Annotated in this window: 14 protein-coding genes; 7 read left to right on the top strand and 7 right to left on the bottom strand. The window is 65.7% G+C overall.

The window, feature by feature from the left end:
• Positions 1-12: 12 nt before the first annotated feature.
• The 3 genes from benC to benA form a co-directional block, all read right to left on the bottom strand.
• Positions 13-1,023: a benzoate 1,2-dioxygenase electron transfer component BenC gene (gene benC / locus QM748_RS09560; RefSeq protein ID WP_415246758.1), complete on the bottom strand. Its 1,011-nt coding sequence runs from the start codon at positions 1,021-1,023 to the stop codon at positions 13-15.
• Positions 1,024-1,126: 103 nt separating this feature from the next.
• On the bottom strand, positions 1,127-1,615 hold the full coding sequence (gene benB, locus QM748_RS09555) for a benzoate 1,2-dioxygenase small subunit (protein ID WP_415246757.1): 489 nt from the start codon (positions 1,613-1,615) through the stop codon (positions 1,127-1,129).
• 26 nt (positions 1,616-1,641) lie between these two features.
• On the bottom strand, positions 1,642-2,970 hold the full coding sequence (benA, locus tag QM748_RS09550) for a benzoate 1,2-dioxygenase large subunit (RefSeq protein ID WP_415246756.1): 1,329 nt from the start codon (positions 2,968-2,970) through the stop codon (positions 1,642-1,644).
• Positions 2,971-3,272: 302 nt separating this feature from the next.
• Between benA and QM748_RS09545 the strand changes: the two genes are divergently transcribed.
• The 7 genes from QM748_RS09545 (at position 3,273) to QM748_RS09515 (ending at position 9,866) form a co-directional block, all read left to right on the top strand.
• On the top strand, positions 3,273-4,445 hold the full coding sequence (locus tag QM748_RS09545; protein WP_415246755.1) for an ABC transporter substrate-binding protein: 1,173 nt from the start codon (positions 3,273-3,275) through the stop codon (positions 4,443-4,445).
• A 74-nt stretch (positions 4,446-4,519) separates the two neighbouring features.
• Complete coding sequence (locus tag QM748_RS09540; protein WP_415246754.1) at positions 4,520-5,386, top strand: branched-chain amino acid ABC transporter permease; 867 nt, start codon at positions 4,520-4,522, stop codon at positions 5,384-5,386.
• Between the two features lie 4 nt (positions 5,387-5,390).
• Complete coding sequence (locus QM748_RS09535) at positions 5,391-6,356, top strand: branched-chain amino acid ABC transporter permease (RefSeq protein WP_415246753.1); 966 nt, start codon at positions 5,391-5,393, stop codon at positions 6,354-6,356.
• Entirely contained in the window at positions 6,353-7,129 is a 777-nt protein-coding gene (locus QM748_RS09530; protein WP_415246752.1) for an ABC transporter ATP-binding protein, read from the top strand. Before QM748_RS09535 ends, QM748_RS09530 begins: the two co-directional genes overlap by 4 nt.
• Positions 7,122-7,835, top strand: coding sequence for an ABC transporter ATP-binding protein (locus QM748_RS09525; protein ID WP_415246751.1), 714 nt, complete (start codon positions 7,122-7,124; stop codon positions 7,833-7,835). Before QM748_RS09530 ends, QM748_RS09525 begins: the two co-directional genes overlap by 8 nt.
• A 31-nt stretch (positions 7,836-7,866) precedes the next feature.
• Entirely contained in the window at positions 7,867-8,439 is a 573-nt protein-coding gene (locus tag QM748_RS09520) for a hemerythrin domain-containing protein (protein WP_415246750.1), read from the top strand.
• A gap of 323 nt (positions 8,440-8,762) precedes the next feature.
• Positions 8,763-9,866, top strand: coding sequence for an NAD(P)H-dependent flavin oxidoreductase (locus tag QM748_RS09515; protein ID WP_415246749.1), 1,104 nt, complete (start codon positions 8,763-8,765; stop codon positions 9,864-9,866).
• A gap of 80 nt (positions 9,867-9,946) precedes the next feature.
• Here QM748_RS09515 and pyk read toward each other — a convergent pair whose 3' ends face one another.
• The 4 genes from pyk to QM748_RS09495 all read right to left on the bottom strand — a co-directional run bounded on the left by pyk (position 9,947) and on the right by QM748_RS09495 (position 13,267).
• Entirely contained in the window at positions 9,947-11,365 is a 1,419-nt protein-coding gene (gene pyk, locus QM748_RS09510; protein WP_415246748.1) for a pyruvate kinase, read from the bottom strand.
• Positions 11,362-11,781 (bottom strand): GlcG/HbpS family heme-binding protein, encoded by a 420-nt coding sequence (locus tag QM748_RS09505; protein WP_415246747.1) that lies wholly within the window; start codon positions 11,779-11,781, stop codon positions 11,362-11,364. The genes pyk and QM748_RS09505 overlap by 4 nt, the downstream gene beginning before the upstream one ends.
• Before the next feature lie 2 nt (positions 11,782-11,783).
• The gene (locus QM748_RS09500; RefSeq protein ID WP_415246746.1) at positions 11,784-12,206 is read right to left on the bottom strand and encodes a DUF3830 family protein; all 423 of its coding nucleotides are present in this window, start codon (positions 12,204-12,206) and stop codon (positions 11,784-11,786) included.
• A gap of 140 nt (positions 12,207-12,346) precedes the next feature.
• Positions 12,347-13,267 carry a 2-hydroxy-3-oxopropionate reductase gene (locus QM748_RS09495; RefSeq protein WP_415246745.1) on the bottom strand — a complete coding sequence of 307 codons (921 nt, stop codon included), beginning with the start codon at positions 13,265-13,267 and terminating at the stop codon, positions 12,347-12,349.

Genomic DNA, 13,267 nt, shown 5'->3' with positions numbered 1-13,267 from the left:
GGGCCGGCCGGCTCAGACGCTGGCAGCGAATTTTTCGTAGTGGAAGCTGTTCGGTTCGATCTTGCGTTCGCGCAGCGCGTGCGCGACGGCCTCGACCATCGGCGGCGGGCCGCAAAGGTAGATGTCAACCTTGCCGTCGTGCAGGTGGGCCGGCTCGATGTGGGCGGTGACGTAGCCTTTGCGGGGATGGGCGCTGTCGTCGGCGACCACGCAGACGTCGTAGCTGAAGTTGGGCAGCAGCGCCTTGAAGGCATCCAGGCGATCGAGCGCGACGACGTCGGCGTCGGTATTGACGCCGTAGATCAGGTGGATGGGGTGGGGGCTGCCGCCCTGGGCAGCGAGCTTGTCGAGCATGGCGAGGAAAGGGGCAAGGCCGGTTCCGCCGGCGAGCATCAGCACCGGGCGGGCGACGTCGCGCAGGTAGAAGCTGCCGATCGGGCCCGCGAGCCTGATCGTGTCGCCCGGGCTGGCGCGGCCGGTGAGGTAGCCGCTCATCAGGCCGTCGGGCACGTTGCGGATCAGGAAGCCGACCTTGCCGTCGGCCGGCATCGAGCTGAACGAGTAGGCCCGGGTCTGGCTGGTGCCGGGGACTTCGAGGTTGGCGTACTGGCCGGGAAGGAAGGCGAGCTTGTTGATGCCGTCGCCCTGAACAACCAGGCTGATCGTGCTCGGCGACAACTGGCGGACCTCGGCCACCGTTGCGCTGAGCGTCGCCTGCTTGATCTTGCAGACCGCCGACGAGGCCGGCACGTTCACGACGCAATCGCTCCTGGGGTGCATCTGGCAGGTGAGGACGTAGCCCAGCGCGGCCTCTTCCTCGCTCATCGCATCGTCGATGTAGAAGCCGAGTTCGTAGGCGCCCGATTCGGCCTTGCACTTGCAGGCACCGCAGGCGCCGTCGCGACAGTCGATCGGCACGTTGACGCCCTGGCGGTAGGCGGCGTCGGCGACGGTTTCCGAGGCGTTGCAGTCGATGAAGCGGGTGACGCCGTCCTCGAAATTCAGGGCGATCTTGAATGCCATGCTGGTCTCCAGTGCTGGGGGTGGGCGGCCGTCCGGCTGCCGGGCGCGCTGCGCCTGGATGGCGAGCGGGCCGGCGCGCGGCGGCAGTCTTCGTGTTGGTGGCTCAGACGTGATAGACGTCGATGAGATGGCGGATGTAGTCGGATTTGAGGACGACTTTCTTGTGCTTGATGATCGGCTGTTGCCCGCTCAGGTCCAGGGTGTAGAAGCTGGTGCCGCAGAAGTGATCGATGTGGTTGTAGCGCACGCTGGTGGTGTGCCAGTTGAAACGCAGCCTGATCGCCTGCTCGTCCTGTTCGAGCACCTCGACGTTGCCCAGCAGGTGGTTCGTGCGCGTGTCGGGAACGGTGGCGCTCGAGCGTTCGGTGCGGATGCGGAACACGCGGTCCTCGAGGCCGGCGCGGCGGCCGTACCAGATCAGCGAGATCTCGCTCTGGGGGTCTTCGGTCAGTTCGCCGTCGTCGTCCCAGGCCGGCATCCAGAAGGTGCAGTCCTCGGCGTACATCGCCAGCCAGTTGTCCCAGTCGCGCTCGTCCAGATAGCGGGCTTCGCGATACAGGAAGGCGCACAGGTCGTCGTAGGAAATACGCATTTCGATAGTCTCCGGTTGGCGTTCGCTCACTTGGCCGCGGCCGCTTTGTGCATTTGTTCGAGCCAGTAGCTGTGCTGGGTGACGTAGAGGCCTTCGTCCTCGGTCTTGACGCCCGACAGCACGGGCTTGAGGCCGATCTTGTCGGCTTCGTCGTCCGGCCCTGCGATCCAGTGCGTCGCGCCGCGGGACATGTCGTTCCATTCGAGCGAGCGGCCGAGGAAGCCTTCCTGGCAGGCGCGGAATTCCTCGAGGTCGTCGGGCGTGGCCATGCCGGAGGCGTTGAAGAAGTCCTCGTACTGGCGGATGCGGCGGGCGCGGGCTTCCGGCGATTCGCCCTTGGGGGCGATGCAGTAGATGGTGACTTCGGTGCGATTGACGTCGAGCGGGCGGAACACGCGGATCTGCGAGCTGAACTGGTCCATCAGGTACACGTTCGGGTACAGGCACAGGTTGCGCGAATTGCCGATCATCCAGTCGGCCTTCGCTTCGCCGAATTCCGCCACCAGGCGGTCGCGCTGTTCCATCAGCGGGCGGTCTTCGGGGTTGTCCCAGCGCGTCCACAGCAGGATGTGGCCGTTCTCGAACGAATACGAGCCGCCGCCGCGCTTGGCCCAGCCGCCGGCGCTCATCGCCTTGATGTCGTCGCCGCTGTCGCGGCTCTTGCGCTGCGCCTGGGTCGCGGCGTAGTTCCAGTGCGTGGCGGTGACGTGGTAGCCGTCGGCGCCGTTTTCGGCCTGCAGCTTCCAGTTGCCCTCGAAGACGTAGGTCGAGGCGCCGCGCAGCACTTCCAGGCCTTCGGGCGACTGGTCGACGATCATGTCGATGATGGTCTTCGTCTCGCCGAGGAAGTCCTCGAGCGGCTGCACGTCAGGATTCACGCTGCCGAACAGGAAGCCGCGGTAGGAGTCGAAGCGCGCGATCTTCTTCAGGTCGTGCGAGCCGTTGCAGTTGAAGCTCTCGGGGTAGCCGGTGTCGGTGGGGTCCTTGATCTTCAGCAGCTTGCCCGAGTTGTTGAAGGTCCAGCCGTGGAAAGGGCAGGTGAAGCTGCTCTTGTTGCCGTGCTTGAAGCGCGCCAGCGTGGCGCCGCGGTGCGCGCAGGAGTTGATGAAGCAGTTGAGTTCGCCGTTCTTGTTGCGGGTGATGAACACCGGCTGGCGGCCGATCTTGGTCGTGTAGTAGTCGTTGATGCTCGGCAACTGGCTTTCGTGGGCGAGATAGATCCAGCTGCCCTCGAAGATGTGTTCCATCTCGAGCTCGAACAATTCCTTGTTGGTGAACATCTCCCGCTTGCAGCGGAAAATTCCTTTGTCCTTGTCCTTCTGGACCAGCGAGTCCAGATATTCCGTGGTGATCATCGCCTGAGTCTCCATTGTTGTGTGCTGCATGGAGACCGCATCCTAGGGATGAGCAGGGGCGTGAAATATCCACTTCCTGCAGTATCGATATCCAATCCCTGCACGCCATTCCTGCGTGCACAAAGCGGATAGCTGTTGTGCAGGAAGTGGATATTGCGCCCCCTCCGCTGCCCGTAATCTGCGCCTCACACCGTTGCGGTGGAGCGCGTGGTGCAGGAACCCCGAGGAGACGAAGCGGCGCCTTTCATGGCTCAGCCGACCGCATTCCCCACCCGAATACAGACAAAGAAGAAGGAGGAGTCATGAAAAAGACAGTCAGGATCGCCGGCCGCGCCGTGCTGGGTTTCGCAATCGCCGCTGCCTGCATGGGCGGCGCGCATGCGGCGGACAAGATCAAGGTCGGCCTGATGCTGCCCTACACCGGCACCTATGCCTCGCTGGGCAACGCCATCACCAACGGCTTCAAGCAGTATGTGGCGGAGAACGGCGGCAAGCTCGGCGGCCTCGAGGTCGAATACGCGGTGGTGGACGATGAATCGAATCCGGCGAAGGCGACCGAAAACGCCAAGAAGCTGGTGTCGCGCGACAAGGTCGATGTGCTGATCGGCACGGTCCATTCCGGCGTCGCGCTGGCGATGGCGAAAGTGGCGCGCGATACCAGGACGCTGATGATCGTGCCCAACGCGGGCGCCAACGACATCACCGGCCCGCTGTGCTCGCCCTATGTGTTCCGCTCGTCGTTCTCGGCCTGGCAGCCGTCGTACGCGATGGGCGAGGCACTGACGAAGAAGGGCATCAAGAACGTCGCCACCGTGACCTGGAAATATTCGTTCGGCGAGGAATCGGTCGCCGGTTTCAAGGAAGCCTTCGAGAAGAGCGGCGGCAAGGTCGTCAAGGAAATGACGCTGCCTTTTCCGAACGTCGAATTCCAGCCCTTCCTGACCGAGATCGCCTCGCTCAAGCCCGATGCCGTGTTCGTGTTCTTTGCCGGCGCGGGCGCGGCCAAGTTCGTCAGCGACTACGCCGCAGCGGGCCTCAAGAACAACGTGCCGCTCTACGGCCCGGGTTTCCTGACCGACGGCAACCTCGACGCCATGGGCGGTGCCGGCGAAGGCCTGATGACCACGCTGCACTATGCCGACGGCCTCGACAATGCCAAGGACGTCGCGTTCCGCACCCGGTACCAGGCGGCCTACAAGGGCCAGCCCGACGTCTACGCCGTGCAGGGCTACGATGCGGCGCAGATGTTCGACGCCGGCCTGAAGGCGGCGGGCGGCGACCCGAAGCAGAAGGAAGCCGTGATCAAGGGCATCGAAGCGGCGAAGATCGAAAGCCCGCGCGGCACCTTCACGCTGTCCCGTGCCCACAACCCCATCCAGGACATCTACATGCGTGAAGTCAAGGCGGGCGGCAACGTCGTGATCGAGGTCGCCACCCGCGGCCTGGAAGATCCGGCGCGCGGCTGCAAGATGTAAGCCCCCTCTCTCCGCATCCTTCCCACAGATCTTGTCGGCCCGGCAGGCTTCGGCCTGCCGGGCAGGGGACAGTCATGGATTTCGCAAGCTTCCTGATCCAGATGCTGAACTCGCTGCAGTACGGCTTGCTGCTCTTCCTGGTGGCAAGCGGGCTGACGCTGGTGTTCGGCATCATGGGCATCATCAACCTGGCGCACGGCAGCTTCTACATGATCGGCGCCTATCTCGCCTTCGTGCTCACCAGCGCCACGGGCAGCCTGGTGTTCGCCGTCCTGCTGGGCATTCCGCTGGCGCTCGCCTTTGGCGCCTTCCTGGAATGGGCGCTGTTTTCCCACCTGTACAAGCGCGACCACCTCGAGCAGGTCCTGCTGACCTACGGCCTGATCCTGATCTTCGAGCAGTTGCGCAGCCTGCTGGTGGGCGACGACGTGCATGGCGTCGCCATCCCGTCCTTCCTCGACGCGTCGATCCAGCTCACCGAGGTGATGAGCTACCCGGTCTATCGGCTGGCCATCTCCGTGGTCTGCATCGTGCTGGCGGTGGCCCTGTACTACGTCATCCAGCGCACCCGGCTGGGCATGATGATCCGCGCCGGCAACGACGACCGCACGATGGTCGAGTCGCTCGGCATCAACATCGACATGATCTACCGCATCGTCTTCGCCCTGGGCCTGGCCCTGGCGGCGCTGGCCGGCATGCTGGCGGCGCCGATCTCGTCGGTGTTCCCGAACATGGGCAGCCACGTGCTGATCATCTCCTTCGTGATCGTCGTCATCGGCGGCATCGGCTCGGTATGGGGCGCGCTGATCGCGGCGCTGATCGTGGGTTTTGCCGACACCTTCGGCAAGGTGCTGATCCCCGAGCTGTCCGGCATCGTCGTGTATGTGGTGATGGCCGTGGTGCTGCTGTGGCGCCCCGAAGGCATCCTGAAGAAGGGCTGAAACCATGAACACGCATGTTTCCCTGATCCTCAGGCTGGCCGTCGTCGCCGCCATCGCCTGTGTGCCCCTGTCGGGCGAGTCGTTCTACATCGAAATCGTCGGCAAGGTGCTGGTGATGGCGATCTTCGCCATGAGCCTCGACCTGCTGGTGGGTTTCACCGGCCTCGTCAGCTTCGGCCATGCCGCGTACTTCGGCATCGCCGCCTATGCGGTGGCCTTGCTGAGCCCCGGCCATGACGCCCAGAGCCTGTGGTGGGTGCTGCCGGCTTCCATCGGCCTGTCGGCGCTCGCCGCGTTCGTGATCGGGCTGTTCGTGCTGCGCACCAAGAGCATCTATTTCATCATGGTGACGCTGGCATTCGCGCAGATGGCCTACTTCGTCTTCCACGACACCCCGCTGGGCGGGGGCTCGGACGGCATGTACCTGAACAGCCGGCCGTCGGCGGCGATCTTCGACTGGGAGCCGTTCGATCTCGGCGACGAAGTGCACATGTTCTATTTCATCCTGGTGATGACGGTGCTGGCCTACCTGTTTCTCGCCCGGATCCTGAAGTCGCCGTTCGGGCGCGCCCTGTACGGCATCAAGAGCAACGAGCACCGCATGCAGTCGCTCGGCTACTTCACCTTCCGCTACAAGCTCGGCGCCTTCACCCTGGCCGGCGGCCTGGGCGGACTGGCGGGTTTCCTCTATGCCGTGCTGTTCGGCTTCGTCACCCCCGAACTGCTGTCGTGGCACGAATCGGGCAACGTGCTGCTGATGGTCATTCTTGGCGGCATGGGCAACCTCGGCGGCGCGATCGCCGGCGCCTTCGCCTTCGAGGCGATGCGCGAAGTGTTCGCCGACGTGACCAAGTACTGGCAGTTGCTGATGGGCGGCGTGATCGTCGCGGTGGTGCTGTTCCTGCCGGGCGGCCTGGCCGGCGTGCCCGGGCGGATCAAGCGTGCGCTGCAGGGAGGAAATGCCAAATGAACGAACCCGTCCGCAAGGAAACCCTGCTGAAGGCGGAGAAGCTGACACGGCGCTTCGGCGGCCTGGTCGCGAACCAGGACCTCGACGTGACCCTGGAGCGCGGCATGATCCACGTGCTGCTGGGCCCCAACGGCGCGGGCAAATCGACCTGCATCAACATGCTGTCGGGCGACCTGCCGCCCTCGGAGGGGAAGATCTTCTACTGCGGCAAGGACATCACCGCATTGACGGCGGCGCAGCGCTCGCAGGTGGGGATCGGGCGCAGCTATCAGCGCACCAACATCTTCCCGCAGTTCTCCGTGCTCGAGAACGTCCGCCTCGCCGCGCAGTCGCGTCGCCAGCAGCCCTGGCGCATCTTCAGCAAGGCGATGGAGGCGAAATGGGCGCTGGAGAAGGCCCGCGCCTGCATCGAAGACGCCGGCCTGGGCCGCCGTGTCAACTGGAATGCGGGCACGCTCAGCCACGGCGAGCAGCGCCAGCTCGAGATCGCCATGGTGCTCGCGACCGACGCCCAGGTCCTGCTGCTCGACGAGCCGCTGGCCGGCATGGGCTCGGAGGAATCCGCGAGCATGGTCGCCGTGCTCAAGCGCCTGCGCCAGACGCGCGGAATCCTGCTGGTGGAGCACGACATGGATGCGGTGTTCGCGGTCGCGGACATGATCACCGTGATGGTCAACGGGCAATTGCTGGAGTGCGGTCCGCCGGAGCAGATCAAGGCCAGCGTGGCCGTCCAGCAGGCCTATCTGGGTACGGAGGACAGCTTCCATGTCTAACATGCTGCTCGAAGCCAAGGAGATCCACACCTACTACGGTGCCAGCCACATCCTGCATGGCATCGACTTCCACATCGAGGAAGGCGAGGGCATCGCGCTGATGGGGCGCAACGGCATGGGCAAGTCGACGCTGATCAAGAGCATGCTGGGCCTGGTCCGTCCCCGCCACGGCAGGGTGCTGGTGCGCGGTGACGACTACACCAGGGCCCGCACCTACCAGACCGCGCAACAGGGCATCGCCTACGTGCCCGAGGGCCGCGGCATCTTCAAGAGCCTGACGGTGCGCGAGAACCTGCTGATGTCGGCGCGTGCCGGTGTCGACGGCCGCCGCGAATGGACCTTCGAGCGCGTGATGGAAACCTTCCCGCGCCTGGGCGAGCGCATCAACAACGGCGGCTGGCAGTTGTCTGGCGGCGAGCAGCAGATGCTGACCATCGGCCGCGCGCTGATGACCAACCCCGACCTGCTGATCCTCGACGAGGCCACGGAAGGACTCGCACCGCTGATCGCGATGGAAATCTGGCGCATCGTCAAGGAAATCCGCAAGACCGGCATCGCCACCGTCATCGTCAACAAGAACCACGCCGCGGTGACCAGCATCTGCGACCGGGCAATGATCCTGGTGAAAGGGCAAGTGGTGTTCGACGGCAGCAGCGACGAAATCCGCGCGCAGCCGGAGCTGATCCAGAAGCACCTCGGTGTCTGAGTCACGGATTGCATTTGCAAGGAATCCGAACATGAAATACGCATCTCTCGACGTCATCCACGACGAGCACCGTGCTCTGGCGGCAATGCTGAGCGGCCTGCGCACACTGGTCTCCGCGATCGAAGCCGGGCGGCTGCAGCCCGATTTCGAGCTGATGGCCTCGATGATCGAGTACATCGACAAGGTGCCGGAGAAGGTCCACCACCCGAAGGAAGACGCCTACCTGTTCGCCCTGCTGCGCCTGCGCAGCGACGAGGCGCTGCCGATCATCGAGCATCTGGAACAGGAGCACCGCCAGGGGGATGCACGTATCGTCGCCTTGCGCGCCGCGCTCAACACCTGGCGCCAGGGCGGCGCGGCTGGCCTGGCAGATTTTCAGGCCGTGCTGAAGACGTATGTCGAGCACGAATGGCAACACATGAACATGGAAGAGCGGATGATCTTTCCGCTCGCAAAAAAGCATCTCACCGCCGACGACTGGGCCGCTATCGACGCCGCTTTCCTTGCCAACGACAATCCGTGGCAAGGTGCGGCGGGCGAGTATGCGGCACTGTTTTCCCGCATCGTGAACATTGCCCCCGCTCCGGTCGGACTGGGGGGCTGAAGCACGGCCAGGGAAGCGGCGGGGTTCGGGCGGGGCGGCGAATACCATTCCGGGGGGCGTTTGCCCCCCGTTTCCTTCGTGGCCATCATGCTTTTCGCAGGCAATGCAACCGGCAGAAGTGGCCCCAGGTGGCCATCCTGATGAGCCGGGCGGGATCGATTCAGGTGCGCAGGCGGTTCTTGAGAAGCTCAGGGATGATCGCAAGTAGCGTGAGAGCGCCATCGAGAGGCGTCTGCAGGTCTTGGGCCCATATGAGCCCTGAAGAATCGTGCCACACTCCCGCAGACACTCTCCGTCCGATTCATTTGCATGGAACCTGGCCCATGAATTCGCTGCTGCAACGCCTGGGCATCGAGCTGCCCATCATCCAGGGGCCGATGGCCGGCGCCGATACGCCCCGTTTGGCTGCCGCCGTCTCGCAAGCGGGTGGGCTCGGCATGCTCGGCTGCGGCATGCGTTCGCCCGCGGCGATGGCAGAAGCTGCCGCTGCGGTGCGTGCAGCCACCGCCAAGCCCTTCGGCATGAATCTGTTCGTGCTGCCCACTCCTTCGCCCGATCCCGCTGTCGTCCAGGCGGCAATGGCGCGGCTTGCACCGCTGTATGCCGAATTCGGCCTCGAGCCTGAACCGCCGGAGCGCTGGTGCGAGGATTTCGGCGCGCAGTTCGAGGCCTTGATCGCCGCCCGCCCGGTTGTCGCGAGCTTCACTTTCGGCATCCTCGATGCCGCCCAGGTGCGGCGCCTGAGGGACGAGGCCGGCAGCGTTGTGATCGGTACCGCGACCACGCCGGCCGAGGCGCTGGCATGGCAGGCAGTGGGCGCGGATGCGGTGTGTGTGTCTGGCATGGAGGCGGGCGGCCATCGCGGCACTTTCCTGCCGCGGAGTGGAATGACGGACGGGAGCGGGCAGCCGTCGGCGGAGGATTTCGCCGCCAGCATGATCGGCACCATGGCGCTGGTGCCGCAGTGCGTGGATGCGCTGTCCATTCCGGTGATCGCCGCGGGCGGCATCATGGACGGGCGCGGCATCGCCGCGGCGCAGGCGCTGGGCGCACAGGCGGTGCAGATGGGCACGGCTTTTCTTGCCTGCCCCGAGTCCGCCGTCACCTCGGCGCAGCGTGAGGCCATGGCGTGTGCCAGGGCCACGGATACGCGCGTGACGCGCATCTATTCCGGCCGTTCGGCGCGCGGCATCGTCAATGCGATGATGGAGCGGCTTGTGTGCGATGAAGCCAGCGTGCCCGAATACCCCATCCAGAACGCTCTTACTGGCGCCTTGCGTCGCGTGGCCGCGGCTCGGGGGCGAGCGGACTATCTTTCGTTGTGGGCTGGCCAGGGGGTTGCTGCGGCGAGGGAGTTGCCGGCGCCGGAGCTGATGGCACGGCTTGCGCACGAATGGCGCACGGCCTGTGGAGCTTTGTCGGGCTGACAGGACAGCCGGCGGCCTGCCCGTCGCCTGCAGGGACAGGGCGGCGGGCAGGGCGCTCTTCAAGGCGCGAAAGCGCTTCGTCAGCGCGGGATGCGCGCCACGTGCAGCAGGTTGGTGGTGCCGCTGCGGCCGAAGGGGATGCCGGCGATGATCACGACGTCGTCACCCGGCTTGGCGAAGCCGTTGCTGACGGCGGCGTTGGCAGCGTGCTCGACCATTTCGGTGACGTCATGCACTTCCTCGAACGGTACCGCATGCACGCCCCACACCAGCGCCAGCCGGCGCGCGGTCGCCAGTTGCGGCGTCAGTGCGAGGATGGGCGCCACCGGGCGTTCGCGGCTGGCGCGCAGGGCGCTGAAACCGGAGGTGGTATAGGCCACGGTGGCTGCCGCGCCGAGCAGGCCGGTGACGCGGCGAAGGGCGCAGCAGATCGCATCCGGCGTGTTCGATTCGGCTGGAGTGTGGCTGGCCTCCAGGCCGGCGCGCCAGGCGGGGTCGTGTTCCACCTCACAGATGATGCGGTGCATGATGCCGACTGCTTCGAGCGGATACTGGCCGGAGGCCGATTCGGCCGACAGCATCACCGCGTCGGCGCCGTCGTAGATCGCGGTGGCGACGTCCGAGGCTTCGGCGCGTGTAGGCACCGGCGAGGTGATCATCGATTCGAGCATCTGCGTGGCGACCACCACCGGCTTGCCGGCAGCGCGGGAGGCCCGCACGATGCGCCGCTGCAGTACCGGCACCTGTTGCGGCGGCAGCTCCACGCCGAGGTCGCCGCGCGCCACCATGATGCCGTCGGCCAGCGCGACGATCGGTTCGAGCTGGTCGATGGCTGCAGGCTTTTCCAGCTTGGCCATGATCCAGGCCCGGTCGCCGATGATCTCGCGCGCCTCGCGCAGGTCTTCCGCGCGCTGCACGAAGGATAGCGCCACCCAATCGACGCCCAGCGACAGGCCGAAGTCGAGATCGGCGAGGTCCTTGGTGGTCAGCGGCGAGATCGGCAGTACCACGCCGGGCACATTGACGCCCTTGCGGTCCGACAGCACGCCGCCGACCAGCACGGTCGTTTCGGCGAAGTCGGCGCTGAAGGCATCGACGCGCAGGCGCAGCTTGCCGTCGTCGAGCAGCAGTTCGGTGCCGGCTTCGAGCGCGGCGAAGATCTCGGGATGGGGCAGGTTGGCGCGGCTGGCATCGCCGGCGGCCGGGTCGAGGTCGAGGCGGAAGGCCGCACCGGCGGCGAGCGTGATCTTGCCTTCGGCGAAGCGGCCGACGCGCAGCTTGGGGCCTTGCAGGTCCATCAGCACGCCGATCGGGCGGCCGACTTCCTGCTCGACCTCGCGGATCGTCCGATAGCGTTCGGCGTGGTCCTCGTGGCTGCCGTGGCTGAAGTTCAGGCGGAAGACGTCGGCGCCGGCCTCGGCCAGGGCGCGGATCTGTTCGCGGCTGGAGCTGGCGGGGCCGAGGGTGGCCAGGATGCGGGCGCTGCGTTCGCGTTTCATGCTGCATCTCCCTGATGTGCAATGAGGGCGGCCACGCCTGCGCGGGCAACCTGGGCATCTTCGCCGGCCTTGACGCCGGACACGCCGACGGCACCGATGATGTTGCCGTCGATGACGATCGGCTCGCCGCCTTCGAGTGGCACCACCGGCATGGCGAGGGCAGCGAAGCGGCCGTTGTTGACCATGTCTTCGTAGGTTTTGCTCGGCTTGCCGCTGAGCACGCAGGTTCGGGCCTTTTCCGGGGCGACGGCGGCGCTCATCAGCGGTGCGCCGTCCATGCGCTGCAGCCACAGCGCGTGGCCGCCGGCGTCGCAGATCGCGATGCTGACCGACCAGCCCTTGTCGCGGGCTTCGGCTTCCGCGGCGATGGCGATGCGCCTGGCGTCTTCCAGGGACAGGATGTGTGTGGGCTTCATGGTCAGCGCTCGCCGAGGTCGGTGAAACGGATCCACTGCGCGCCTTTCCACAGCACGGTGCGGCCCATTTCATAGAGTTGATCGGTGCCTTCGACCACGGTCAGGAAGTGGTTGCCGGCGAGTTGCCCCATCTTGCTGGCGAAGCAGCTGCTGCCGTAGGCGAACAGGATCTCCGTTTCCGAGAAACCGCCCGGATACAGCAGGATGTCGCCGCGCGAGGGGTGGCTGGTATGGTTCTCGAAGCCGACTCCGGTATCGAACTCACCAAGCGGCACCCATACCGCTTCACCGCTCCAGCGCGAGTGGATGACCTGGTTCGAGAAAGGCAGCAGTTCGAGGAAGGCGGCGCAGGTCTTGGGTGCGGCCTCTTCCTCCATGCGGGCAACGAAGCGGAACGAGCCGACTTCGATGGCGAGATGGCGCATCGTGATCTCCTTCGGTGGGTGGGCGGCGGACGCAAGAGGGGAGGGAGAGCGTCCGCCGCCCGGGTGCCGGTCTGTGCCGGTACTTCGTGATTATCAGTTGTTGATGGGCTTGGCCGATAAGCCTGTGCTTATTGTCCGGATCACTGGCCGATTTCGAAATTGGCCATTTTCTCCAGCGCGCGCACCATGCCGGAGTGATCCCACTTGGCGCCGCCGTGTGCCGTGCAGGCGTTGAACAGGGCCTGCGCCGTCGCGGTGTTGGGCAGCGACACGCCGAGTTCGCGGGCGGTGGTCAGCGCCAGGTTCAGATCCTTCTGGTGCAGTTCGATGCGGAAGCCGGGGTCGAAGGTGCGCTTGACCATGCGTTCGCCATGCACTTCGAGGATGCGCGAGTTGGCGAAGCCGCCCATCAGCGCCTGGCGCACCTTGGCAGGGTCGGCGCCGGCCTTGGCGGCCAGCACCAGGGCCTCGCCGACGGCCTCGATGTTCAGCGCGACGATGATCTGGTTGGCGACCTTGGTGATCTGGCCGGCGCCGTTGTCGCCGACCAGGGTGATGTTCTTGCCCATCAGCTCGAAGATCGGCTTGACCTTCTCGAAGGCGGCTTCGCTGCCGCCGACCATGATCGTCAGGCTGGCGGCCTTGGCGCCGACTTCGCCGCCCGACACCGGCGCGTCGAGGTATTCGCAGCCGAGCGCGTTGATGCGCTTGGCGAAATCCTTGGTCGCGACTGGCGCGATCGAGCTCATGTCGACCACGATCTTGCCCTTCGACAGTCCGGCGGCGACGCCATCGGCGCCGAACAGCGCTTCTTCGACGTGCGGCGTGTCCGGCACCATGGTGATGATGATGTCGGCCTGGCGCGCGACCTCGGCCGCGTTGGCGCACGGCTTGGCGCCCGCTTCGAGCAGTTGGGCGGGCACGCCGCTGCGGGATTGGGCGTAGACCGTGTGGCCGCCCTTGATGAGATTGGCGGCCATGGGGGTGCCCATGATGCCGAGGCCGATGAAGCCGATGTTCGCCATGATGTCGTCTCCTGATATTTGTCGTGTTCGGTGCAT

This window comes from Thauera sp. (genome assembly GCF_047601425.1).
GTDB lineage: Bacteria > Pseudomonadota > Gammaproteobacteria > Burkholderiales > Rhodocyclaceae > Thauera.
The sequence above is the reverse complement of the archived record's forward strand: the minus strand, read 5'-3'. Positions and strand labels throughout refer to the sequence as shown.

Excerpts from the sequence above, each read along its gene's own strand:
- benC (WP_415246758.1), bottom strand. The coding sequence starts at position 1,023 with ATGGCATTCAAGATCGCCCTGAATTTCGAGGACGGCGTCACCCGCTTC.
- benB (WP_415246757.1), bottom strand. The coding sequence starts at position 1,615 with ATGCGTATTTCCTACGACGACCTGTGCGCCTTCCTGTATCGCGAAGCC.
- benA (WP_415246756.1), bottom strand. The coding sequence starts at position 2,970 with ATGATCACCACGGAATATCTGGACTCGCTGGTCCAGAAGGACAAGGAC.
- QM748_RS09545 (WP_415246755.1), top strand. The coding sequence starts at position 3,273 with ATGAAAAAGACAGTCAGGATCGCCGGCCGCGCCGTGCTGGGTTTCGCA.
- QM748_RS09540 (WP_415246754.1), top strand. The coding sequence starts at position 4,520 with ATGGATTTCGCAAGCTTCCTGATCCAGATGCTGAACTCGCTGCAGTAC.
- QM748_RS09535 (WP_415246753.1), top strand. The coding sequence starts at position 5,391 with ATGAACACGCATGTTTCCCTGATCCTCAGGCTGGCCGTCGTCGCCGCC.
- QM748_RS09530 (WP_415246752.1), top strand. The coding sequence starts at position 6,353 with ATGAACGAACCCGTCCGCAAGGAAACCCTGCTGAAGGCGGAGAAGCTG.
- QM748_RS09525 (WP_415246751.1), top strand. The coding sequence starts at position 7,122 with ATGTCTAACATGCTGCTCGAAGCCAAGGAGATCCACACCTACTACGGT.
- QM748_RS09520 (WP_415246750.1), top strand. The coding sequence starts at position 7,867 with ATGAAATACGCATCTCTCGACGTCATCCACGACGAGCACCGTGCTCTG.
- QM748_RS09515 (WP_415246749.1), top strand. The coding sequence starts at position 8,763 with ATGAATTCGCTGCTGCAACGCCTGGGCATCGAGCTGCCCATCATCCAG.
- pyk (WP_415246748.1), bottom strand. The coding sequence starts at position 11,365 with ATGAAACGCGAACGCAGCGCCCGCATCCTGGCCACCCTCGGCCCCGCC.
- QM748_RS09505 (WP_415246747.1), bottom strand. The coding sequence starts at position 11,781 with ATGAAGCCCACACACATCCTGTCCCTGGAAGACGCCAGGCGCATCGCC.
- QM748_RS09500 (WP_415246746.1), bottom strand. The coding sequence starts at position 12,206 with ATGCGCCATCTCGCCATCGAAGTCGGCTCGTTCCGCTTCGTTGCCCGC.
- QM748_RS09495 (WP_415246745.1), bottom strand. The coding sequence starts at position 13,267 with ATGCACCGAACACGACAAATATCAGGAGACGACATCATGGCGAACATC.